Raw genomic sequence first — 23,506 nt, forward strand, 5'->3', positions numbered from 1 at the left:
ACACCCCCCAGGTCATCCCTTCGACAGGGGGCAGACAGCCATACCGGGCCCGGAGGCCAGGCGCCCCATTGCGGGGCCACGAGAAAGGTAACGGGACCGAGCACTCAACCACCCACCCCCCGCACACGGCGAAACAACCCCACCCCACCTCCAGCGGAGCGCATACGCTTGGCGGATGCCGGTCACCGTTCTCCTCGTAGACGACGAACCCCTGGTCCGTGCCGGTCTGCGCGCGGTGCTCGCGGCACAACCGGACATCGAGGTGGTCGGCGAGGCGGCCGACGGCGCCGCGGTGATCCCCCTGGTGCGTCAACTACGCCCCGACGTGGTCGCCATGGACGTCCGGATGCCGCTCATGGACGGCATCGAGGCGACGCGCGCGGTGCTGCGCACGGTGGCCGATCCACCGAAGATCCTGGTGGTCACCACGTTCGAGAACGACGAGTACGTGTACGACGCGCTGCGGGCCGGTGCCGACGGGTTCCTGCTGAAGCGGGCCCGGCCGGCCGAGATCGTCCATGCCGTACGGCTGGTCGCGGAGGGCGAGTCGCTGCTGTTCCCCGCATCGGTGCGGCAGCTCGCGGCGCGTTACGGCGACGACGGGCACGGCAACCGGGCCGCACGAGCGGTCCTGGAGCGGGCGCGGCTGACCGAACGGGAGGCCGAGGTGTTGCGGTTGATGGCCCGGGGGCTGTCCAACGCGGAGATCGCCGACCGGCTGGTCGTCGGCACGGAGACGGTCAAGTCGCACGTCAGCGCCGTCCTGGCGAAGCTGGGGGCACGGGATCGCACCCAGGCGGTGATCGCGGCTTTCGAGTCCGGCTTCGTCGCTCCGGGCTGATCGACCATGCTCACACCCGTGCCCTCGCCCGTGTCCTCTCCCGTGCCCTCTCCCGCGGCGTCTCCCCTGGCTTCTCCCCGGGCTTCTCCCGGCTCATCTCCCGTGCGGCGGGAGGGAGTCGGCGCCAGGCACTCGCCGGGGGTTCACAGCGCCGAGTACGATCCGGCCAACACGCGCACGAGCTGGGAGGACGGACGTTGGGGCGGCTGACCGGCGGCGATCCCTCGCTGCTGCGAAGGATCAATTCCGCGGTGGTGCTGCACGCGATGCGTGCGGCCGACTTCGCGACACTCACGGAGATCACCCGGGTGACCGGGTTGTCCCGGCCGACCGTCGAGGGGGTCGTCGAAGGGCTCATCGAAACCGGTCTGGTGGTGGAGACCGCGGCCGAGGAGGGCATCACCCGGCGCCAGGGGCGCCCCGCGCGCCGGTTCCGGTTCCGGGCCGAGGCCGGGCATCTGCTGGGCCTGGAGATCGGCGCGCACCGGGTCGCGGCGGTGCTCTCCGATCTGGACGGCCGGGTGCTGGGCGCGCAGGCCAGAGAGGTGGCCGAGGCGGCCCCGGCCGACGAGCGACTGGAGCGGCTGCGGAGCGCCGTCGCCGAGTTGCTCAGGCGGGCCGGCGTCGCGCGCAGCTCGCTGTGGGCGGTCGGGGTCGGCACACCGGGGATCGTCGAGACCGACGGCACCGTACGGCTCGGTACGGCGCTGCCCCAGTGGACCGGCCTGCGGCTCGGTGAGCGGCTCAGCCGTTCCTTCAAGTGCCCGGTGCTGGTGGAGAACGACGCGAACGCCGCCGCGGTGGCCGAGCACTGGAAGGGCGTGGCGACCGACTCGGACGACGTGGTGTTCGTGCTGGCCGGACTGAGTCCGGGGGCCGGAGCGCTGATCGGCGGGCGGCTGCACCGGGGCTTCAGCGGTGCGGCCGGGGAGATCGGCGCGCTGCATCTGCTGGGCCGGGAGGCGACCCCGGAGACGCTGCTGTCCACCACGGACCAGCCGCTGCCCCCGCTGGACGAACAGGCGGTCGCCGAGGTGTTCGCACTGGCCCGCAAGGGCGACGAGCAGGCGCAGGCCGCTGTCGAACGGTTCAGTCAGCGGCTCGTGCACGACGTGGCGGCGCTCGCCCTGGCACTCGATCCGGAGCTGGTCGTGATCGGTGGCTGGGCGGCCGGCCTGGACGGTGTCCTCGAACCGCTGCGCCAGGAACTCGCGCGTTTCTGTCTGCGCCCGCCCAGGGTCGCCCTTTCCCTCCTCGGCGAGGCGGCCGTGCCCATGGGGGCCCTGCGGCTCGCCCTCGACCACGTGGAGGAGCAGCTGTTCGCGGTGGAGGGTACGGCGACGGCTCGGCGCTGACCGACGGCGCTCACGCCGTCGGCGTACGGCCGGCCGGTGCACCGGGCTGCGCCCTGGTGCGGGACGCCGCCGTGCGCCGCCTCGGGGCGCGCGGGGCGGACGACGGTGCTACGAAGCCTGCCGTTCGGGCCCGTGGTGGATCTCCACCCCGCCGGAGTCGGCGAAGGTGAGCCGGCAGGTGTCCGCGCGGTACAGGGCGACGGAGAGCGCGGCCGTGCGTCCCTCGGCGAAGAAGCGGGTGGTGACGACCAGGACGGGCGCCCCGGGCAGCCGGTCCAGTTCCTTGGCGTCGTCCGCGTGCGCCGAGCCGAGTTCCACGGCGCGGTCCTGGCCCTCCAGGTCCAGTCGCTGTAGCTCACGCAGGACCGCACGCGCGCGTGCGGGGCCGGAGGGGGCGTCTATCGCCGGCAGGTCGGGCACCGAGGAGTCGGGGACGTAGAGCAGTTCGGAGGCCACCGGCTGACCGCGGGACACCAGGGTGCGGTGCACGATGTGCGCGGGCTCGCCGGGGGTGGTCTCCAGGGCCGCGACGACACTCGCGGGCGGCACCGCCCGCGTGCACTCGGCGGGCTGCCAGGCGTCGGCGGCGGCGCCCGGCCAGGCGTGCTGCTCGGTGCCGACGGCCACGCCGAGGCGCGGCGGTGCGACGGTCGTGCCGACACCGCGGCGGCGCTGCAGTCGGCCTTCCAGTTCGAGCTGTTCGAGGGCCTGGCGGAGCGTGGCGCGGGCCACCCCGAAGCGGGCGGCGAGGTCCCGCTCGTTGGGCAGGATCTCACCGACCGAGAACTCCGAGTCCAGTGCCTCGCTGAGTACGGTCCTGAGATGCCAGTACTTCGGTTCCGGCACCGATTCCAGCTGCGTGGTCCCCACCCTGTCCTCCGCGATCGCCGTGGTCCGGCGGCGTTTTAGCGCCTTGTTTATTAAAGGTTGTTGCACTTATCGGTGACGATAAGGCGGTGCTCCACCCTTGGTCAAGACCAATCCTCGAACCCTCGGGCCAAAGAATGACCGTCCGCAGTGGAGTGTTCACGAACCGTTCGCACGGAGCCGCCTTCGTCACCTGCGGGCAAAGCCGTCGTCGTACGGCGCGGCCGGCACACGACGGGCTCCGGACGGAGCGCGAGGGCGGACGACGCAGGGCGGACGACGCAGGGCGGAGAGCGGGGGCCGAGGGCGGGGGCCGAGGGCGGAACGGATCAGCGGGACGTCAGGAACCGGAGCTTGTCGGGGTTGCGGACGACGTACACCGTGCGGACGAGGCCGTCGGCGACGTCCAGTTGCAGGACGGAGTCGGGGCGGCCGTCGCTGAGGGCCAGCACCGAGAAGCCGCCGTTGACCTCCAGGAAGCGGAGGGACAGCCGCGTCTCCTCGCCGCCGGTGACCGCGACGAGGAAGCGGCCCACCTTGTCCGCCGTCTCCAGGATCCGCACCGGCGCCTTCGCCTTGCCCCCGCCGTCACCCACCAGGCGCGCGTCCGGGGCGAGCAGGGACAGCAACGCCGCCAGGTCGCCGCCGGCCGCGGCGGCGAGGAACCGCTCCGTCAGGTCGCGCCGCTCGGCCGGATCGACCGTGTAGCGCGGCCGCCGCTCCTCGACGTGCCGACGCGCCCGCCCGGCGAGCTGGCGCACCGCCGCCTCACCGCGGTCGAGCACGGCCGCGATCTCAGCGTACGGACAGCCGAACGCCTCCCGGAGGACGAACACGGCGCGCTCCAGCGGTGACAGTGACTCCAGGACGACGAGTACCGCGAAGGAGACGGAGTCGGCGAGCACCGCGCGCTCGGCGCCGTCCGGGACGGTGTCCGCGAAGTCGGTGAGGTACGGCTCCGGGAGCCACGGGCCGACGTACGCCTCACCGCGGGCCCGGATCTGCCGCAGCCGGTCGACGGCCAGCCGGGTGGTGACGCGGACCAGATAGGCGCGCGGCTCGCGCACCTGGGCATGGTCGGCTCCGGACCAGCGCAGCCACGCGTCCTGGACCACGTCCTCCGCGTCGGCCACGCGCCCGAGCATGCGATAGGCGACGCCCATGAGGACGGGACGGTGCGCTTCGAAGACATCGGTCGGGGTCTCCACGGTCACCGCTCCATCCCATCCGACCCGTCCTGCCATGTCCAGGCGGCGAACCGGGGCGGGAAGCCGGCGGCCGGACGGGCGACGACATGCGGCGCGCGACGGGAACGGACAAAGGCGACGAGCGACGAGTTGCCCACGGCGGACGGACCACGGCAGACCGGGCGGTGGACACGGCCGGAGCGGCGCGCCGGTCCGGCGGCGGGACACGCGGGAGCCGGGGGCTACCCGGCGGTAGCAATTGCTGACAAGCTGTCTACGGCGTGCGCAGTCGTCCCTGAGGAGGAGCACCCCCATGTCCGCGACCGCCTCCTTCGAGGTCCCCACTCCGTACGGCCCCCGGAACGTCACCGTCTCCTACGCGCGCGTGGGGCGAGGCGAACCGCTGGTCCTGCTGCACGGCATCGGCCACCACCGGCAGGCATGGGACCCGGTGGTGGACGTCCTCGCCGCCGAACGCGACGTGATCGCCGTGGATCTGCCCGGGTTCGGCGCGTCCCCGGGTCTGCCGGACGGCCTCGCCTACGACCTGCCGGCGACCAATACCGTGCTCGGCGCCCTCTTCGAGGCCCTGGAGCTGGACCGTCCGCACGTGGCCGGGAACTCGCTCGGCGGTCTGCTCGCCCTCGAACTGGGCCGCGAGAAACTCGTACGGTCCGTCACCGCGCTCTCCCCCGCCGGGTTCTGGACACCGGCCGAACGGCGCTACGCCTTCGGTGTCCTGATCGCGATGCGGCGGATCTCCCGGCAGCTGCCACCCGAGCTGGTCGAGCGGCTGGCCCGGACGTCGACCGGCCGGACGGCCCTGACCAGTACGATCTACGCCCGGCCCGCCCGCCGTCCACCGCAGGCCGTGGTCGCCGAGACCCTGACGCTGGCCCGAGCCACCGGCTTCGACGCGACCCTGCGGGCCGGTAGCGCCGTCCGGTTCACCGACGAACTCGCGGGCCTCCCGGTCACGGTCGCCTGGGGCACCCGGGACCGGCTGCTCGTACGCCGGCAGGGGATCCGCGCCAAGCAGATCATCCCCCGGGCCCGGCTGGTGCGGCTGCCCGGTTGCGGACACTGCCCGATGAACGACGACCCGGCGCTCGTCGCACGGGTGATCCTCGACGGCAGCCGCTGACCAGCACGCCGGTCGGTCGACGCAGCCGGGGCCGGGGAAGCGCCCTCCGATTCCCTTGCCCACCGGGCCAGTTGTTCACTTGTGGTTTCCGTGCCGGCTGCGGCGCCCCAGTAGTTGTGGCACGGCAGACTGACCGGTTCCCGACCCCGGAGGCGCATTCATGTCGCACCGTCATTCTCCCGGCCGCCGCAGCGTCCTGCGCGGATCGCTCGCCGCGTCGGCGGCCCTGGCCCTTCCCGTCGGCGCCGGGGCGGCGCCGGCGTTCGCCCTGTCGGGACGCCCGAAGGCGGGCTGGGGGGTGCAGGTCGGTGACGTGACCTCCGACTCCGGCCTGGTGTGGGTGCGCTCGGACCGGCCGGCCCGGATGGTCGTGGAGACCTCGGCCACCGAGTCGTTCCGCAACCCGCGCAGATGGTACGGCCCGCTGCTCGGCCAGGACACCGACTTCACCGGCACCACCGCGCTGCGCGGACTGCCCTCCGGCGAGCAGATCCACTACCGCGTGCTGCTCGCCGACCCGGACGACCCGCGGCGCACCGGCGAGCCGGTGACCGGCACGTTCCGTACCGTGTCGGGGCGCAGGCGCGACGGCGTGCGCTTCCTGTGGTCGGGGGACCTGGCGGGCCAGGGCTGGGGCATCAACCCCGACCTCGGCGGCTACCGGATCTACGACGCCATGGCGAGGCTCGACCCGGACTTCTTCCTGTGCAGCGGCGACAACATCTACGCCGACGGCCCGATCACCGCCACCCAGGCCCTGCCGGACGGGCGGACCTGGCGGAACATCACCACCGAGGAGAAGTCCAAGGTCGCCGAGACGCTGGCGGAGTTCCGCGGCAACTTCCGCTACAACCTGCTGGACGAGCACCTGAAACGGTTCAACGCGCAGGTCCCGTCGATCATCCAGTGGGACGACCACGAGGTGCGCAACAACTGGTACCCGGGTCAGGTGATCGCCGACTCGGACGCCCGGTACACCGAGAAGAGCGTCGACGTGCTGGCGGCGCGCGCCCGGCGGGCCTTCAACGAGTACTTCCCGATCCCGACGCTGCGGCCGGGCGCCGAGGAGGGCCGCGTCCACCGGGTGGTGCGGTACGGTCCACTGCTCGACGTGTTCGTCCTGGACATGCGGACCTACCGCAACGCCAACTCCCCCGACGACCAGACCGTCGATCCGCGGGGCATCCTCGGCCGCGAGCAGCTGGAGTGGCTCAAGCGGGAGCTGTCCAGGTCGCGCGCGGTGTGGAAGGTGATCGCCTCCGACATGCCGCTCGGCCTGGTCGTGCCGGACGCGACCGAGGGCCGGCCGAACATCGAGGCGGTGGCGCAGGGCGACCCGGGCGCTCCGCTGGGGCGTGAGCTGCAGATCGCCGAGCTGCTGCGGTACGTCAAGCACCGGCGGATCACCGGGACGGTGTGGCTGACCGCCGACGTGCACCACACCTCGGCCCAGCACTACCAGCCGTCGCGGGCCGCCTTCACCGACTTCGAGCCGTTCTGGGAGTTCGTCTCCGGTCCGCTCAACGCGGGCGCCTTCCCGGCCAGCGCGCTCGACGCGACCTTCGGTCCGGAGCGGGTGTTCGTGAAGGCGCCGACCGAGTCGAACGTCTCCCCCGCCGGTGGCTACCAGTTCTTCGGCCAGGTCGACATCGACGGCGACAGCGGGGAACTGACGGTGCGTCTGCACGAACAGGACGGCACGGTGTTGTTCACCCAGCGGCTGCAGCCGGGCCGCGTCGGCCAGTAGGCGCGGCGGAACCCACCGGGCGGCCGACTCCCGTACCCTCGAAGGCGTGCCGCGCACCGGCGTCATCCCCCGGTGCGCGGCACAGCTCGCCCGCATCCGCCAACTCACCGCCCGGAGAATCGTTTTCGCCGGGTTGCGGCAACGGCTCATGGGGCTCCGCCCTCGCTCCCTGACGTCTCCTCAGGCCGTCGTCCGACACCGTTTCGGACCGCTGCGGCGGCGGGCGATCGCATACCACCCGTCGGCCCGCAGCGCGGCGGTGCGGGACGGGCGGACGGCGGCTGCGCGGGGCCGGGCGGGTGGACGACCGGGCCGGCGACCCGCCGGGGCGTGCGCGGGCACCGCCGCTGGAGAGATCCATGGCAACCACAAGGATGATCAAAAAGCAGCAAAAGGGACAGAAGCATGCTTTACCTATCAGTCACAGACCGTTCGTGATCACGCAACACCACTCCTTCACAGTGGGTGCATGACTGGAGACATGTCGGATGTGACGGGTGCGAAGCGCGGACGCGCCGTGCACCACTGGCGACGGGACGTCGTCGAACTCGCCGCCCTCTTCACGGCCGTCGCCGTGGCGGACGTGGTGGCCAACCTGGTCGGGCACGGGCCCGACGGCCCGGCGCTGCTGGTGATCGCCGCCGCCGCGCTGATCGCCACGGCGGCGTTCCACACCTGGTGGGCGCGGCGCCATGGACACGCCCCTCCGGCGAGCCATACCGGCGCCCGGCCGCCCGCCGGGGCGCGGCGGACCGGGCCGTCCGAGCAGCCCGGGGCGACAGGCGCGGCCGGGGGCGGGGCGAGCGCGCTGTGGCGGATGCGGACGACGGTGCAGGACGAGCCGGGCTCACTGGCCGCGCTCTGCGCGGCCCTCGCGGGCCGCAGGATCGACATCCTGAGCCTGCAGACGCATCCGCTGGCCGAGGGCACGGTCGACGAGTTCCTGCTGCGTTCCCCGGCCGGCCTCGCGGCAGCCGAGATCACCCGGGCGGTCTCCCTGGCCGGGGGTGCGCACACCTGGATCGAGCGGGCCGACGCGCACGATCTCGTGGACGCGCCGACCCGGGTCCTCGGCCTCGCCGCCCGCACCGCCCAGGACGCGGCGGAACTCCCGCTGGCGCTCCGGCAGTTGCTGGGCCGGTGCTCCGTGCGCTCGCTGCCCGCCGCGGCGCCCCGCGGCGGCCCGGGAGCGGCGGAGTCGGCCGAGGCGGCGCTGGAGGACACGGTGATACGGCTGCCGGCGCCCGAGGGCGGAGTGATCACCGTGGAGCGGCCCCATCTGCCGTTCACGCCGACCGAGTTCGCGCGGGCCCGGGCGCTGGTGGAGCTGGACGCGCGGCTCGGCCCGCGGATCCCGGACAGCCAGGACCTGCTGACCCCGGCGGAGGACACCGCGATCACCGTGTGCCGGGCCGACGCGGGCGACCTGGAGGCGGCGAAGGCGATGCACGCGCGCTGCTCGGCACGGACGCTCGGCCTGCGCTATCACGGTCCGGTCCGGGACGCGGACCGCTACCTCGACCATCTGCTCAGCCCGCGCTTCGGGCGGACGCTGGCCGTGCGGACCGCGTCGGGCCGCCTCGTCGCTCTCGGCCACCTGCTGTGGGACGGCGACGAGACGGAGGTCGCGCTGCTCGTCGAGGACGAGTGGCAGCGGCGCGGCATCGGCGGCAAGCTCCTCGGCCGCCTGGTGGCGCTGGCCGTCGAGGCGGGCTGCGACAGCGTGTACGCCGTGACGCAGGCGTCCAACACCGGCATGCTCGCCACGATGCGTGGCCTCGGTCTGCCCCTCGACCACCAGGTCGAGGCCGGCACGCTGGTCGTCACGGCCCGCCTGGACGCCACCCCGGTCGTCTCGCGCCCGCCGTACGACTGCCTCCCGGAGCGGTTCGGCGGGCCGGCCGACCGGGACTGAGCGTCGCGCGGGGCGTCCCGTCGCACCCGCCGCCGATCCGGCACGCCCTGAGCTGAATCGGGGTGAAGATCACCTCGTACAGGGTGACGCGGACATCGTCGCCGTATCAGGATGGACAGCATGTCTGAAACCAAGAGCCCACTGCCCCGTGAGGTGGCCGACGCCTACGTCGACGCGTTCGTCGCCCTGGACCCGGTCACCGGTACCTACCTCGGTGTGAAGGAGAGTTCGAGCCGGCTGCCGGACTTCTCACCCGCGGGCCAGGCGGCCCTGGCGGAGCTGGCGCGGAACACCCTCACCGCGCTCGCGGAGGCCGAGCGGCGGCCCGGGGCGGACAGCGCCGTGGAGCGCCGCTGCGCGCGTCTGCTGCGCGAGCGGCTCACCGCCGAACTCGCGGTGCACGACGCCGACGAGCACCTGCGCGCGGTCGGCAACATGCACACGCCGGGACACGCCGTGCGCGACGTGTTCACCGTGACGCCCACCCAGACGGAGGAGGACTGGGCGGCGGTCGCCGAGCGGCTGCGCGCGGTTCCGGCCGCGCTCGCGGGCTACCGCGAGTCGCTGGCGCTCGGCCTGGAGCGGAAGCTGTACGCGGCGCCCCGCCCGACCGCCACCTTCATCGAGCAGCTGACCGAGTGGTCGGACCCTGACGGCAAGGGGCGCGGCTGGTTCGAGGACTTCGCCTCGGCCGGACCCGAGGCGCTGCGGGCCGAGCTGGACGAGGCGGCCCGCGCGGCGACCGCGGCCGTCGTCGGGCTGCGGGACTGGGTGCGGGACGTGTACGCGCCGGCCGTCGAGGGCACCCCGAACACCGTGGGCCGTGAGCGGTACGCACGCTGGTCGCGCTACTTCAACGGCACGGACCTGGACCTGGACGAGGCGTACGCGTACGGCTGGGCCGAGTACCACCGCATCCTGGGCGAGATGCGGCAGGAGGCGGAGAGGATCCTGCCCGGTGCCGAGACGCCGTGGGTGGCGCTCGCCCACCTCGACGAGCACGGCGCGCACATCGAGGGCGTCGAGGAGGTGCGCGTCTGGTTGCAGGACCTGATGGACCGGGCGATCGAGGAGCTGGACGGCACGCACTTCGAACTCGCCGAGCGGGTGCGGAAGGTGGAGGCCCGTATCGCCCCGCCCGGCGGTGCGGCGGCGCCGTACTACACGTCCCCGTCGGAGGACTTCTCGCGTCCCGGCCGTACCTGGCTGCCGACCATGGGGCAGACCCGGTTCCCGGAGTACGACCTGGTGTCGACCTGGTACCACGAGGGCGTGCCGGGCCATCACCTCCAGCTCGCGCAGTGGGCGCACGTGGCCGAGAACCTCTCCCGGTACCAGGCGACGCTCGGCGGTGTCAGCGCCAACGCGGAGGGCTGGGCGCTGTACGCCGAGCGCCTCATGGACGAGCTGGGCTATCTGACCGACCCGGAGCACCGCCTCGGCTACCTGGACGCGCAGATGATGCGCGCCGCCCGGGTGATCGTCGACATCGGCATGCACCTGGAGCTGGAGATCCCGGCGGACTCGCCGTTCCACCCGGGTGAGCGGTGGACGCCGGAGCTGGCCGAGGAGTTCTTCGGCGCGCACAGCAGCCGGCCGGCCGACTTCGTGGAGAGCGAGCTGACCCGCTATCTGACCATTCCGGGTCAGGCGATCGGCTACAAGCTCGGCGAGCGGGCCTGGCTGCTGGGCCGGGAGAACGCGCGCAAGCGGCACGGCGACGCCTTCGACCTCAAGGTCTGGCACATGGCGGCCCTGTCCCAGGGCTCACTGGGTCTGGACGACCTGGTGGACGAGCTGTCCGCGCTCTGACCGGGAGGGCGCGGGCCGACTCCCGGCACGGGACGGCTCCCAGTTCGGGACGGATCCCTGTCCAGGACGGATCCCTGTCCAGGACGGGTCCTGGCTCGGTTCGGCTCCCGGTTCGGCTCCCGGTCGGGGGCCGGCGCCCTGGACGGGCCCGGGGCACGCCCGCGCTCGGGCCCGCCCGGCCGGTGGTGCGCACGGCCGCGTCGCGGCACCACCCGGCCGGCGGGCCACCCGTTCAGTCCGGCAGCCGCCGGAGCTGGACCAGGCCGAGCCAGGTCTCCGGTCCCGGCTGGGCGTGCGCCGCGCGCACCGTGTACCGGCCCGGCTCCAGCGGCACGCGCAGGTGTTCGGTGCGGTCGGTCGCGGTGCCGGGCCAGGCCGAGTCGAACAGGACGACCGGGCCGGGCACCTGCCAGCTGACCTCGTCCTGCCACACGGCCCCGTCCAGCGCGGCGGGCACACCCGCGAGCAGTTCGTCCTCGGAGCCCGCGGCGCTCCACCGTACGAAGATGCCGTGGTCCGGCAGGAACGAGGTGGAGGCCGGTTCGTCGCCGAGCACGAGGGCCGCGCTGTCCCCGACCGGGAGCAGACCGACGTACCCGTCGACCTCGCACGCCCGGTCGTAGTCCGTGGCGAGATCCTCACCGTCGGCCCCGGCCCAGAACGGCAGCACCGCCTCGGGAACCACGATCAGCGGGCCGCCGCCCGACTCCACCCACTCCACCGTGCCTGGATCCGCGTATCGCGCCATGGGCAGAACCTACACGGAAAGCGATCAAGCCGATTCACTGACCTGCCTTCGTCCGTCCGCCGGCCCACCGACCCGCTGACCCGCCGGGCCGGTCGGCGGGGTTCGGCCGGTCATCCGGCCGCCCGCTGCCGCAGCACCGAACCCGATCGGCCCTTCACCACCTCCAGTTGGGCGTGGACACGGCGGCGCAGATCGGCGACATGGCTGACGATGCCGACGCTGCGGTCCCGTTCGCGCAGGGAGTCGAGCACGTCCAGGACCTCGTCCAGGGTCTGGTCGTCGAGGCTGCCGAAACCCTCGTCGATGAAGAGGGTGTCCAGCCCGGCGCCGCCCGCCTCGTCGGTGACGACGTCCGCCAGGCCGAGGGCCAGCGCGAGGGAGGCGAAGAACGTCTCGCCGCCGGACAGGGTCGCCGTGTCCCGCTCGCGGCCGGTCCAGGCGTCGACGACGTGCAGGCCGAGCCCGCTGCGGCCGCGCCCGGTGCGGTCGTCCGAGTGGACCAGCGTGTAGCGGCCGGAGGACATCCTCAGCAGCCGTACCGTCGCGGCCGCGGCGACCTGCTCCAGGCGGGCAGCCAGCACGTACGACTCCAGGCGCATCCGGCGCTCGTTGTCGGCGGAGGTGCCGGCGGTGAGGGCGGCGAGCCGGGCCACCCGGTCGTACTCCTCGCGCAGCGGGGCGAGCCCGCGTACGCCGTCGGCGGCGCGGGCGGAGAGCCGGTCGAGTTCGGTGCAGCAGCGGGCCGCCGCGTCACGTGCGGACGCGGCCTCGCGCAGCCGTCCGGCCGCCCCGGCCGCGGCCCGTTCGGCCGCTTCGAGGTCGGCGGGCGGTCGCTGGGCCGCGGCGGCCGTGTCCGGTTCGGCGAGGATCGCGCGTACGGCGGCTTCCTCGGACTGCCGGGCGTCCAGGCGGCGTTGGAGTGCGCGGTGGGCCGCGTCGTCGAGCAGGGCGGCAGCGGCGGCCCGCGGGGTGTCGAAGCCCGCGCGGTAGGCGGCGTCGGCCAGCCGGGCGTCGGCGTCCTTGAGCCGCCGGGCGCCGTCCTCGGCGGCGCGGGTGGCGTCGGCGGCGTCGGTGAGCAGCGCCGCCTGCCGCTCCAGTTGCCCGGCGCGGGCCGTCACACTGGCGGCACTGCCCCGGGCCTGCGTCAACTCCGCGTCCAGGACGGCGCGTTCCCGGTCGAGGGTGTCCCGTCGGGTGAGCCGGGAGGCGGCCCTGACCTCGGCCTGCTGCCGGTCGGCCAGGCGGCGCTCGCGCTCCTGCTCGGCGCGCCGCAGCTCCTCGCGGGCCGCGTGCAGCCCGGACGCGTCCCGCCGGGCCTGCGCGTACGCCTGCTCCAGCTCGTCCGCCTCGGCGGCGAGTCGTTCCGTCGGGGTGTCGCCGGCCTCGGCGGTCGCGGCGGCCAGCGCCTCCCGTACGAGGCCCAGTCGGCGTTCGTCCTCGGCGCGCTGTTCGTCGGCGCTCCGGTGGGCCGCGAGCGCGCGCTCCTCCGCCTCGCGGTCGACGTGCCCGACGGCTCTGCGGGCGGGCGCGGGGTGTTCGGTGGCACCGCAGACGGCGCACGGTTCGCCGTCGGTGAGGTGCGTGGCGAGTTCGGCGGCGATGCCGTTCAGCCGCTGTTCCTTGAGGTCGAGCCAGTGGGCGCGGGCCGCCAGGGCGGCCGTCCGGGAGGCGAGCACCTGTGCCTGGGCCGCTTCCGTGTCCTCCGCCAACTGGTCGCGCAGCCGGGCGGCGTCGAGCCGGCGCCCGGCCGGTTCGCGCCGCACGGCGAGGTGTTCGGCGCGGGTGGCCGCGTCCTGGGCGGACTCCAGCCGGGCCTGGAGTCCGGCGCGGGCGGTGTCCCAGCCGGCCAGCCAGCTCCCGGTGTCCCGCAGGACGTCCTCGTCGGCCCGTTCCTGACGGTCCAGGCCGGCGCGCTCGGCGACGAGGTCGGCGAGCCGCTGCTCGGCGCGGCGGGCCGACTGAAGCCCGCCCAGTTCCTCGGCGGCCCGGCGCGCGGCGGCGGCGAGCCCGCCGGCGCCGGCGTCCGCGAAGGTCTCCGGCAGCAGCCCGCGCGCCCGGACCTCGGCGGCGGCGGCCCGCCGGTGCTCGGCCTCGGCGGCCTCCCGCAGCTCCAGGGCGGGCGCCACGGTCTCCGCCTTGCGGCCCCGCTCCATGCGGATCTGTACCTCGCGGTGGGCAACGGCCCGCTCCTCCAGGACCGCGGCGCGCCGTCGGCCCTCGGCGAACCTGTCCTGGAGCCGGGCGAGTTCGCGTGCGTCGGCCAGGGCGCGGTCGGAGGTGGCGTGGGCGGACTCGGCGGCGGTGAGCCGGCTGTGGGCGACGGTGAGCCGTTCGCGGGCGGTGCTGCGCGCGACGGCGGCGGCACCCAGGACGGCCGCGGCCAGGCCCGGCTCGCCGGGGGTGAGTTCGGGCAGCTCCATGGCCGCGCCCGCCTCCTGCTGCATGCGGTGCGCGTCGGCGAGGAGCGCCGCGTCGCCCTCGCGCACCCGGGCCTCGGTGGCCCGGCGCCGCTCGGCGAGGCGTTTTTCGACGTCGGCGAAGCGCCGGGTGTCGAAGAGGCGGCCCAGCAGCCGCCCCCGGGCCTCGGCGTCGGCGCGCAGGAAGCGGGCGAAGTCGCCCTGCGGCAACAGGACGACCTGGCAGAACTGTTCCCGGCTCATGCCGAGCAGCTGGGTGATCTCCTCGCCGATCTCCTGGTGCGAACGGCTGAGGTCCCGCCAGGCACCCGCCACCGGGTCGTAGCCGCGCAGCCAGGTCTGGGCCTTGTCGAGCGTGGTGCCCGACCCGCGCTTCTTGGGCCGCTCCCAGGGCGGTTGCCGGGTGACCTCCAAGCGCCGTCCGGCGACGGTCAGTTCGAGCCGGACCTCGGTGCGGATGCCGGGGTCGGCGTGGTCGCTGCGCAGGGAGAGGCCCTGGCCGCTCTGCCGGGCGCCCGGCACGGAGCCGTACAGCGCGTAGCACACGGCGTCCAGGACGGAGGTCTTGCCGGCGCCGGTCGGTCCGTGCAGCAGGAAGAGCCCGGCCGCGGACAGTTCGTCGAAGTCGACACTCTGGGAGCCGCCGAACGGGCCGAAGGCGGTGACGTCGAGCCGGTGCAGTCTCATCGCGCCACCTCGCGCACCGTCATGTCCGCGCGCACCGTCATGTCCTCACGCACCGTCGTGTCCTCGCGGATCGCGTCCGTGCGCGCCCCGTCCGCCCGCAGTGCCTCCTCGGCGCGCACGGCGTCGAACGCGTCCCGCAGCACGGCCCGCTCCCGCTCGTCAGGTGCGGCGCCGCGCACATGGGCCACGAAGTCCTGCGCGATCTGCTGGTCGCCACGGCCGACGAGGCGGCCGGCGTACGTCGTGTCGACGTCGTCCGGGGTCCGGTCCGGGGCGAAGACGAGGCTGAGCGTGTGCGGGAAGCGGACGGTGAGCCGGGCCATGGGGTCGGCGGGGCGCACCGGGTCGGTGAGCGTGGCCTCGACCCAGGCGGCCTCGCAGGCGGTGAGGGCCGGGTCGGCGAGCAGGTCCTCCAGGGTGCCCCGGATCCGGGCCAGCGGGCGCGGCACCGGGCAGTCGACGCGCTCGGCGGCGACCGAGCCGTCGGCGCCGAGGTCGACCAGCCACATGCTCTTGCGGTGGGCGGCCTCGGAGAAGGAGTAGGCCAGCGGGGAGCCCGAGTAGCGCACCCGCGGGGTGAGGGTCTGGCAGCCGTGGAGATGGCCGAGCGCCACATAGTCGACGCCGTCGAAGACTCCGGCCGGGACGGCGGCCACCCCGCCGACGGTGATGTCCCGTTCGCTGTCGCTGGCCTCGCCGCCGGTGACGAAGGCGTGCGCGAGGACGACGGAGCGGGTGCCGGGCGGCCGGGCGGCGAGGTCGGCGCGCACCCGGTCCATGGCAGCGCCGAGCACGCTCTCGTGGCCCGCGCGGCCCACCCCGAACGCGTCCTTCACCAGGGCGGGTTCCAGGTAGGGCAGGCCGTAGAAGGCGACGTCCCCGAAGGTGTCGGCGAGCACGACCGGGGTGCCGCAGCCGGCCGGGTCGGTGCGCAGGTGGACGCCCGCGCGGTCGAGGAGTCCGGCGCCGACCCCTAGCCGGCGGGCCGAGTCGTGGTTGCCGGAGATCATCACCGTGGGCACGCCGAGGTCCGCGAGCCGGTGCAGCGCGTCGTCGAACAGTTCGACCGCGGCGAGCGGGGGCACCGCCCGGTCGTACACGTCTCCCGCCACGACCACCGCGTCCACCTCGTGTTCGCGCACGGTGGCGACGAGGTGTCCGATGAACTCGGCCTGGGCGCCGAGCATGTCCACCCGGTGGAACGCCCGGCCGAGGTGCCAGTCGGAGGTGTGCAGGAGTCTCATGATCCCCGAGACTAACGGCCGGGTCCGACATCACCGGCGGTTACTCCCGTACCGGGTCGTCACCAGCCGCACACCAGCGTACCGTTATGCCCGATTAGCCGCGAAGATCATGGATGTCACGCGTCCCCGTAGGACTCGCCGCCCGTCTCGAACCGGGCGGTCCCGGCCGTGATGTCGGCCAGCCAGGCACGGAAGGCGGCCACGTCCGCGTCCGGCAGGCCGATCTCGATGGTGACCGCCTCCGCGTAGTGGACGTCGCGCACCGTACGGCCGGTCGCGCGCAGGTCGTTCTGCACCTTGCCCGCGCGCTGGTGGTCGACGGTCACGGTGGCCAGCCGGAACCGGCGCCGGGTGACGGTGCCCAGCGCGTCCAGGGCCTCGCCGACGGCTCCGCCGTACGCCCTGATGAGGCCGCCCGCGCCCAGTTTGACGCCGCCGTAGTAGCGGGTGACGACGGCGACGACGTACCGCATGTCGCGGCGCAGCAGCATCTGGAGCATCGGGACGCCCGCGGTGCCACCCGGTTCGCCGTCGTCGCTCGCCTTCTGGACGGACGCGTCGGCGCCGATGACGTACGCCCAGCAGTTGTGGGTGGCGTCGGCGTGCTCCGTGCGGACCGCGGCGACGAACTCCTGGGCCTCCTGCTCGGTGGCGGCCGGGGCGAGCGCGCACAGGAAGCGGGAGCGGTTGACCTCGGTCTCGTGCACGCCCGCGCGGGGGACGGTGCGGTACTCGTCCTGCATCCGGCCAGCCTATGCGGACGCCCGCGGCGGTCCCGGCCCGAGGGGCGCTACGAACGGCCGTGGCCGCCCCGGCCCGCGGAGCGGTGCGGACGTGCGGCCTGCTGCGGTCGCCCTGGCTGCACGGGGCCGTGCGGGCGTCCGCTCCAGCCCGCGGCCCATGGTGCCATGCGGGCGTCCGCGGCAGCCCCCGGTCCACGGGGCCACGCGGGCATCAGCGGTCGCCCGGGGCCAAGGGGCGGGTCACGATGTGGTGGACGCCGCCGCCCGCCGGCCGGACGTCCCGCCCAGGCGGCCGTAGTGAGCCCGAGCAGGCAGGAGGAGACCGATGACCGGCACCCCGGTGCGCAGCACGGCCCTCCACGACCGCTGCCGGGGGTGGCTGCTGAAGGGGCTGAACGAGCAGCCCGCGCGGCACCCCGGGCCGCACCGCACGCCCCGGCCCGGCCAGGAGGGCCACTCGTGGTGGCGGGTGATGTGCCTCACCGGGGTGGACTACTTCTCGACGCTGGGCTACCAGCCGGGCATCGCCGCCCTCGCGGCCGGCCTGCTCTCCCCGTTGGCCACCGTCGTGCTGATCGCGCTGACCCTGCTCGGCGCGCTGCCGGTCTATCGCAGGGTCGCCCACGAGAGCCCGTACGGCTCGGGTTCGATCGCCATGCTGGAACGGCTGCTGCCCTGGTGGACCGGGAAGATCCTGGTCCTGGTGCTGCTGGGCTTCGCGGCCACCGACTTCATGATCACGATCACCCTGTCGTCCGCGGACGCCACCGCCCACGTGGTGGAGAACCCGTACGCGCCGCACTGGCTGAAGGGCGGGAACCTCTGGATCACCCTGGTGCTGATCGGTCTGCTCGGCGCGGTCTTCCTGAAGGGCTTCCGGGAGGCCATCGGCGTCGCGGTGCCGCTGGTCGGCATCTACCTGGGGCTCAACGTCATCGTGCTCGCGGTCTGCGCCCAGGAGGTCCTCACCCACCCGGCGCACATCGGCGACTGGACCACCGCGCTGACGGCGCAGCACGCCTCTCCCCTGGCGATGATCGGCGTGGCGCTCGTCGTGTTCCCGAAACTGGCGCTCGGCATGTCCGGCTTCGAGACCGGTGTCGCGGTGATGCCGCAGATCAAGGGCGACCCGACGGACACCTACGAGAACCCGGCCGGCCGTGTCCGCCGCACCCGCAAGCTGCTCACCACCGCCGCGCTGATCATGAGCTGCTTCCTGCTGCTGTCCAGCCTGGCGACGACGCTCCTCATCCCGCAGGCGGACTTCCAAAGCGGCGGCCCGGCCAACGGCCGCGCGCTCGCCTATCTGGCCCACGTCCAGTTGGGCCAGGGCTTCGGCACGGTGTACGACCTGTCGACCATCACGATCCTGTGGTTCGCGGGGGCGTCGGCGCTCGCCGGACTGCTGAACCTCGTCCCGCGCTATCTGCCGCGCTACGGCATGGCGCCGGAGTGGACCCGGGCGGTGCGTCCGCTGGTCCTCGTCTTCATGGTGGCCGCCGTCCTCATCACCCTGTGGTTCCGCGCGAACGTCGACCGGCAGAGCGGGGCGTACGCGACCGGGGTGCTGGTGCTGATGCTGTCGGCGGCGTTCGCCTCCACCGTCGCCGTACGCGCGCGTGGCCGTCGCGGCGCCACCGTCGGCTTCGGGGCGATCACCGTCGTGTTCGCGTACACGCTCGTGACGAACGTCCTGGAGCGGCCCGACGGCATCAAGATCGCGGCCATTTTCATCGTGGCGATCCTGGTCACGTCGTTCTTCTCCCGGGTACACCGGTCCTTCGAACTGCGCGCGGGCGACGTGGACCTGGACGACACGGCACGGCGGCTCGTCGACGAGGCCGCCCGCGCCGGTCCGCTGCGGCTGATCGCGAACTATCCCGATGAGCGCAGCAGCCGGGAGTACCACTCCAAGGAACACGCGCAGCGCCGGCGCACGCTCATCCCGAAGGGCGCGCCGGTGCTGTTCCTGGAGGTGACGGTGGCGGACTCCTCGGAGTTCAGCACCGATGTGACCGTGCACGGCGACGAGCGGTTCGGGGTGCGCAGGCTGCGGGCGACGGGGCCGACGGTGCCCAACACCATCGCGGCCGTGCTGCTGGCGCTGCGCGACCGCACCGGCGAGGTCCCGCACGTCTACTTCAGCTGGACGGAGGGCAGTCCGTTCGGTTTCCTCATCCGCTTCCTGGTGTTCGGCGAGGGCGAGGACGCGCCGGTCACCCGTGAGGTGCTGCGCCGCGCGGAGCCGGATCCGCGGCGGCGGCCGTGGGTGCACGTGGCGTGAGCCCCGGGGCCGCTCCGGCTTCCCCCTGCCGTCGGGCCGGTCCGGGCCCGCGGTTCCGCCGGCCCTGCCCCGCGCCTGTCCGCCGGCCCTGCCCCGCGGCTATCCGCCGGACTTGCCCTGCGGCCTTCCGCCGGACTTGCCCTGCGGCTTTCCGCGCGGCACGGTCACCGAGGTCAGCAGGGCGGTGCCGGGGGCGAGCGCCTGCCAGCCGGTGCCGTGCCAGGCAAGCACCGCGATGGCCGAGGTCGGGAACTTCGCCCGGACCACGGCCAGGGTGTCGTCCAGGCCGTCCCCGGCCAGGTCGAGGACCAGGTCCGCCAGTCCGGGGTTGTGCCCGACCAGCAGCAGCGTCTCGACCTCGGGCGGCACCTCGTGCACGACGCGCAACAGGTCCGGTGTGCCGGCCGCGTACAGCCGCGGGTCGAACCGGGCCGGCGGCGGGGTGCCCCACTGGGCGGAGGCCAGTTCCCAGGTGTGCCGGGCGCGCAGCGCGGTGGAGCACAGAGCGAGGTCGGGCAGGCAGTCGGCCTCGGCGAGGGCGCGGCCCGCGGCGGGTGCGTCACGTCGGCCGCGGGACGCGAGGGGGCGCTCGTGGTCGGCGATGTCCTCCGGCCAGGCGGACTTGGCGTGTCTGAGCACGATCAGGCGGCGATGCGGGCCGACGCCCGCGCGGGCTCTCACGCGGGGCTCCCGATGTCGCGGACGAGGTCGAGGCCGAGCAGCCGGTCGGCGTAGGCGTACGTCTCGAAACGGGCGCCGTCCGGCACGTCGGCGACCTCCGCCACGGTGTTCAGGACGTTCAGTACCTCGGTCACATCAAGATTGTCCTCCCAGGCGGCGCGCAGCCGCCCGCGTACCTCGTCGGGGACCGGCCGGGACGGCTGTCGGGCCCACCGGGCGACGGCCCGCCGCCAGTGGGCGAGCGTCCGGCCGGCCTGGTCGAGGGCGCCGGGGTCGACACGCACGGGTGCGTCCCTCCGGGTGGCGAGCAGGGCGAGGCGGAGCACGGCGGGTTCGGCGTCCCGGTCGGGCGGCGCGGCGCCGGACCCCTCGACGCCACGCGCCGTGGGGGCCTTCCGGGCGCTGTCGGCGCCGAGCGCGGGGGCGACGCCGACGACGACCCCGCTCGCGGGCAGCGCCCCGTCGGCCGCGACGACGTGCACGACCTGTGCCTCGCCGAGGCCGGCGGCGAGGCCGTGGCCCTCCTCGAAGGGGCGTATGCCGAGGGCCGTGGCCGCGGCCCGCAGTTCGGCCTCGCGGTGGCCGCCGGTGAGCAACGACCACACGGGCGTACCGCCGAGTTCCAGGGCGCGGATCAGCAGATCGGCGACGAGCAGCACGCGCAGGTCGGAGGTGTCGGAGCCGGACGCGTGGGCTTCGACCCGGGTCAGGCCCCGGCGGGCCGGAGCGGCGTGGACGGGCCGGCCGGTTCGGGCGTCGATGATGCGCAGCACGGGGCGAGCGTAGGCGGACGGGGCGCCGGACGCAGGAATTGGCACCGAAACCGGACACCGTGCGGACGCATGCGACAGGCGGCCCGTCGTGCGCCGGGTACGCGTACCGCGCGGGGAATCACCGTCCGGCGGGCGCTGTTGCCCCGAGGACAGTCCGGTGCCATGTCCGAGGAGGCCGCGTCCGTGTACGGCGACGAAGAGACGATCCACAGGATCCTGACCGAGCTGGGCGACACCTGGGCCGTCGTCGGCCTGTCGAACAACCAGGGACGCGCGGCCTACCGGGTGGCCGAGGTGCTGCGACGGTTCGGCAAGCGTGTGGTCCCGGTGCATCCCAAGGCGGAGACGGTCCACGGTGAACAGGGGTACGCCGCTCTCTCGGACATCCCGTTCGAGGTCGACGTCGTCGACGTGTTCGTGAACAGCGATCTCGCCGGTCAGGTCGCCGACGAGGCGGTCGCGAAGGGCGCGCGGGCCGTCTGGTTCCAGCTCGGGGTGATCGACAAGGCCGCGTACGACCGCACCCGCGCGGCCGGCCTCGACATGGTGATGGACCGCTGCCCGGCGATTGAACTCAATGCACCACGTTAGCGAGACTCGGCGAGCGGCTCCAACCCGCCTTCACTCACGATCTGCACGGCCGGGAAGCGGTAGCGCGAAACGACACCGTTCCGATAATTATGTTCGACTGTCACCAGGCGCAGTCTGCATACGACATTCCGATCTGCCCTCTGCCGGGCCAGATCCGCCTGCGGAGCTCTGATCGGCTGCACGGCATACCGGGACGCCGTGTACAACTGGAATACCCCCATATCGAATGCCTCCACGAGACGGAACCGCATCGTCACAGTGGTCGGGAGGCGAGCCCCCCGTGGCTGGAGGCCACAGGAATTCCGCGAGACGATGTGATTCCGACTCGCCAAGACGATCGCGACCTCATCTCGGCTCAGATCAGTCCGCCACCCGTCATCCACCGCATGCACAGTGCCGTTCAACCGCTGCACGGCCGCCCCTCCGGGCGCAGGTGCGGGAGCGGACGGCCCCGGTACCGGCCGGCGTCGCGGGGGTTCTGGCCGCGCACGCCGATGCGTCCCGGCAGGGTGGCGGCGTCGCAGCGGGTGCGGCGGGTTGTCCCGGGCGGGCGAAGACGAGTACGTCCTCGTGCTGGATGACGCGAGGGGGATGCCCTGGCGGCGGGCGTCGCGGACGTTCTTCATCTGGAAGAACGAGGGGCGGGTCATCAGGCGGCCGGCGCGGATGCCGGCGAGGTGGGTGGCGCAGCGTTCGGTGGGGGTGAGTCCGGCGGCCTGGCCGGCGGCGAGGACGGCGGCGGGAAGGCCGATGAGTTCGCCACGTTCACGCCAGGGGCGGGTGGTGACGACTACGGTGCCGCCGGGGCGCAGGACGTGCCGGCACTGGGTGAGGATTTCGGTGAAGGCGTCCAGGAGCCGGTCGGTGGAGACGTGGGCGAGGTTGGAGGGGTCGTGGCTGTAGCGGTAGTCCGTCTTGACGACGCCGCGTTCGCCGGTCTCGCGCGTGGAGCGGACCTGTCCGTGCACGGAGTTCCCGGGTGCGGATCTTGTCGATGGCCCAGGCGGGCAGGACCGCACCCGGGATGGGAACGGTGCTGGAGTCGTCCGGGCCAGGGAGCCACATGGTCGCCGGAGGGGGCGAGCGTTATGGGCGGCGGAGTGCGGCAGGGCTGGATGGCACCCGGGGCTGAGGGGTAAGGCCGTGCTCGTGCTGACGTGAAGTAATAGGGAATCTCCGGCCGGGCTTTGCTATCGCCTGGCATGTGTTCGATGGGCTCAGGGTGGCGCACGCACTTCTCCTCACCGTGGTTTCGCGGTTGCGCAGGTTGTCTCGTGTGCGAGCCAGTCGCGCGCCACCTGCGAGCCACCACCGGGCCACTGCTGGGCCGCCAGAGGCGACCGTGCTCCGGGGAGTTCAGGCCGGAGCAAAGAATTTCCGTGTTCGCACTGGTCCGTCTGAGGCGCCGCTCCAGTCCGTCACGGGAGGACCAGGGGCGGGCCATCGCACAGGCCGGACCATCCGACCGGAGGCGGCACGGCACTGGCGTGGGGGTGGCCGCCCAGGGCCTGGCGGAGGCGTGCCCCGTACCGGCGGACCGTCCGCCGCCGGGGCCGGACCGAGTGGCCGCGATGGTGGGGGAGGCCGGCCGGGACCGGGGACCGAGCGTGGTTACCGAAGTCGGAGGCACAGAGCTCCCCCGTCGCACACCCCGCGATCGCCAGGGGCTGGTCGAACTCCGCTCCGATGGCAGGTCCGCCGTCACCACCGAAACCACCGGCTCCGGTGCCCGCGACGGTGGCGATGATGCCGTCCTTTCCGACCCTCCGCACTCGCGAGTTTTCGTAATCGACAATCCACAGGACGCCGTCATTGTCGACAGCCACACTCTGCGGCAGGCTCACCGTCACCGCTGTATTCGCCGCGACCGCATCCTGCGACGGTGGTGATGACGCCGTGTGGAGTAACCTTCCGCACCCGATGGTTATCGTCGTCGGCAATGTAGATGTTGCCTGCATCGTCTGCTGCAACGGCATGCGGGAAGTTGAGTCCGGCCTCGGCAGCGCCCCCCATCGCCGCTGAATTCCGCAATACCGTTGCCGGCAATCGTGGTGATCACACCGTCCGGAGGCACTTTCCGGATCCGCTGATTGGAGCGGTCGGCGATGTACTTGCTGTGATCGCCGTTGTCTCCGTGCCCCTGCTGTCTCCAAGTCCGGAACCAACCGGCAAGGCCCCTGGCAGGAGCGATCTTGCGTCAGAAGGATCCGACCGAGGGGCCTCACTCGGCGACAGCGTCTCATCTACACCGCCGTGCTCGATGTCCGGCGCTCCACCGTCCAGCACCTGGCGGCGAGGTCGCTGCCGGACTCCCCCACATCGTCCCCGCCCGCGACAGCAGGGTGACCGGTGGCTGGTGTTGCTGATCGGCGCCTCGGCGTGGGCGGACTTCGCCAGCGTGACAAGGTTGACCGATTCGGTGTGAAAAGACGATCTATTCGGACCTGCACCGATTCCATGATCAGTACCC

At 73.5% G+C, this 23,506-nt stretch carries 19 protein-coding genes; 8 read left to right on the top strand and 11 right to left on the bottom strand.

What is annotated here, in order from left to right; genetic code table 11:
• The first annotated feature begins 175 nt into the window (after positions 1 to 175).
• The gene (locus ACFC09_RS34680; RefSeq protein WP_376534979.1) at positions 176 to 841 is read left to right on the top strand and encodes a response regulator; all 666 of its coding nucleotides are present in this window, start codon (positions 176 to 178) and stop codon (positions 839 to 841) included.
• 197 nt (positions 842 to 1,038) lie between these two features.
• Positions 1,039 to 2,196, top strand: coding sequence for an ROK family transcriptional regulator (locus tag ACFC09_RS34685; protein WP_376534981.1), 1,158 nt, complete (start codon positions 1,039 to 1,041; stop codon positions 2,194 to 2,196).
• Positions 2,197 to 2,304: 108 nt separating this feature from the next.
• On the opposite strand, the gene ACFC09_RS34690 is transcribed toward ACFC09_RS34685, so the two are convergent.
• Both ACFC09_RS34690 and ACFC09_RS34695 read right to left on the bottom strand, forming a co-directional pair.
• Positions 2,305 to 3,066 carry a GntR family transcriptional regulator gene (locus ACFC09_RS34690; RefSeq protein ID WP_376534983.1) on the bottom strand — a complete coding sequence of 254 codons (762 nt, stop codon included), beginning with the start codon at positions 3,064 to 3,066 and terminating at the stop codon, positions 2,305 to 2,307.
• 326 nt (positions 3,067 to 3,392) lie between these two features.
• Entirely contained in the window at positions 3,393 to 4,277 is an 885-nt protein-coding gene (locus ACFC09_RS34695; protein WP_376534985.1) for an RNA polymerase sigma-70 factor, read from the bottom strand.
• A 286-nt stretch (positions 4,278 to 4,563) separates the two neighbouring features.
• Between ACFC09_RS34695 and ACFC09_RS34700 the strand changes: the two genes are divergently transcribed.
• From ACFC09_RS34700 to ACFC09_RS34715, 4 genes are all read left to right on the top strand, one after another.
• Positions 4,564 to 5,394 (top strand): alpha/beta fold hydrolase, encoded by an 831-nt coding sequence (locus tag ACFC09_RS34700; RefSeq protein WP_376534987.1) that lies wholly within the window; start codon positions 4,564 to 4,566, stop codon positions 5,392 to 5,394.
• 160 nt (positions 5,395 to 5,554) lie between these two features.
• Positions 5,555 to 7,141, top strand: a complete 1,587-nt coding sequence (locus ACFC09_RS34705) for an alkaline phosphatase D family protein (RefSeq protein ID WP_376534989.1) — start codon at positions 5,555 to 5,557, stop codon at positions 7,139 to 7,141.
• A 469-nt stretch (positions 7,142 to 7,610) separates the two neighbouring features.
• Positions 7,611 to 9,056 carry a GNAT family N-acetyltransferase gene (locus ACFC09_RS34710; protein ID WP_376534991.1) on the top strand — a complete coding sequence of 482 codons (1,446 nt, stop codon included), beginning with the start codon at positions 7,611 to 7,613 and terminating at the stop codon, positions 9,054 to 9,056.
• Between the two features lie 120 nt (positions 9,057 to 9,176).
• Positions 9,177 to 10,868, top strand: coding sequence for a DUF885 domain-containing protein (locus ACFC09_RS34715; protein WP_376534993.1), 1,692 nt, complete (start codon positions 9,177 to 9,179; stop codon positions 10,866 to 10,868).
• Positions 10,869 to 11,100: 232 nt separating this feature from the next.
• Here the strand turns inward: ACFC09_RS34715 and ACFC09_RS34720 are convergent, their stop codons facing one another.
• From ACFC09_RS34720 to ACFC09_RS34735, 4 genes are all read right to left on the bottom strand, one after another.
• Positions 11,101 to 11,616 (bottom strand): immunity 21 family protein, encoded by a 516-nt coding sequence (locus tag ACFC09_RS34720; RefSeq protein ID WP_376534995.1) that lies wholly within the window; start codon positions 11,614 to 11,616, stop codon positions 11,101 to 11,103.
• Positions 11,617 to 11,726: 110 nt separating this feature from the next.
• The gene (locus ACFC09_RS34725) at positions 11,727 to 14,720 is read right to left on the bottom strand and encodes an AAA family ATPase (protein WP_376534997.1); all 2,994 of its coding nucleotides are present in this window, start codon (positions 14,718 to 14,720) and stop codon (positions 11,727 to 11,729) included.
• On the bottom strand, positions 14,717 to 15,964 hold the full coding sequence (locus tag ACFC09_RS34730; RefSeq protein ID WP_376534999.1) for an exonuclease SbcCD subunit D: 1,248 nt from the start codon (positions 15,962 to 15,964) through the stop codon (positions 14,717 to 14,719). Before ACFC09_RS34730 ends, ACFC09_RS34725 begins: the two co-directional genes overlap by 4 nt.
• A gap of 116 nt (positions 15,965 to 16,080) precedes the next feature.
• Positions 16,081 to 16,707 (bottom strand): YigZ family protein, encoded by a 627-nt coding sequence (locus ACFC09_RS34735; protein WP_376535001.1) that lies wholly within the window; start codon positions 16,705 to 16,707, stop codon positions 16,081 to 16,083.
• Between the two features lie 325 nt (positions 16,708 to 17,032).
• On the opposite strand from ACFC09_RS34735, the gene ACFC09_RS34740 reads away from it, so the two are divergent.
• Complete coding sequence (locus ACFC09_RS34740) at positions 17,033 to 18,991, top strand: amino acid transporter (protein ID WP_376535003.1); 1,959 nt, start codon at positions 17,033 to 17,035, stop codon at positions 18,989 to 18,991.
• A gap of 99 nt (positions 18,992 to 19,090) precedes the next feature.
• Here the strand turns inward: ACFC09_RS34740 and ACFC09_RS34745 are convergent, their stop codons facing one another.
• Complete coding sequence (locus ACFC09_RS34745; protein ID WP_376535005.1) at positions 19,091 to 19,672, bottom strand: histidine phosphatase family protein; 582 nt, start codon at positions 19,670 to 19,672, stop codon at positions 19,091 to 19,093.
• Complete coding sequence (locus ACFC09_RS34750) at positions 19,669 to 20,445, bottom strand: hypothetical protein (RefSeq protein WP_376535007.1); 777 nt, start codon at positions 20,443 to 20,445, stop codon at positions 19,669 to 19,671. Before ACFC09_RS34750 ends, ACFC09_RS34745 begins: the two co-directional genes overlap by 4 nt.
• 183 nt (positions 20,446 to 20,628) lie before the next feature.
• On the opposite strand from ACFC09_RS34750, the gene ACFC09_RS34755 reads away from it, so the two are divergent.
• Positions 20,629 to 21,036: a CoA-binding protein gene (locus ACFC09_RS34755; RefSeq protein WP_376535094.1), complete on the top strand. Its 408-nt coding sequence runs from the start codon at positions 20,629 to 20,631 to the stop codon at positions 21,034 to 21,036.
• Here ACFC09_RS34755 and ACFC09_RS34760 read toward each other — a convergent pair.
• The 3 genes from ACFC09_RS34760 to ACFC09_RS34770 form a co-directional block, all read right to left on the bottom strand.
• Positions 21,033 to 22,004 carry a hypothetical protein gene (locus ACFC09_RS34760; RefSeq protein ID WP_376535009.1) on the bottom strand — a complete coding sequence of 324 codons (972 nt, stop codon included), beginning with the start codon at positions 22,002 to 22,004 and terminating at the stop codon, positions 21,033 to 21,035. The genes ACFC09_RS34755 and ACFC09_RS34760 overlap by 4 nt on opposite strands.
• 450 nt (positions 22,005 to 22,454) lie before the next feature.
• The gene (locus tag ACFC09_RS34765) at positions 22,455 to 22,886 is read right to left on the bottom strand and encodes a hypothetical protein (protein WP_376535011.1); all 432 of its coding nucleotides are present in this window, start codon (positions 22,884 to 22,886) and stop codon (positions 22,455 to 22,457) included.
• Entirely contained in the window at positions 22,846 to 23,049 is a 204-nt protein-coding gene (locus tag ACFC09_RS34770; RefSeq protein WP_376535013.1) for a hypothetical protein, read from the bottom strand. Before ACFC09_RS34770 ends, ACFC09_RS34765 begins: the two co-directional genes overlap by 41 nt.
• Positions 23,050 to 23,506 lie beyond the last annotated feature (457 nt).

It is taken from the genome of Streptomyces sp. NPDC056161 (genome assembly GCF_042268025.1).
Taxonomy (GTDB): Bacteria; Actinomycetota; Actinomycetes; order Streptomycetales; family Streptomycetaceae; genus Streptomyces.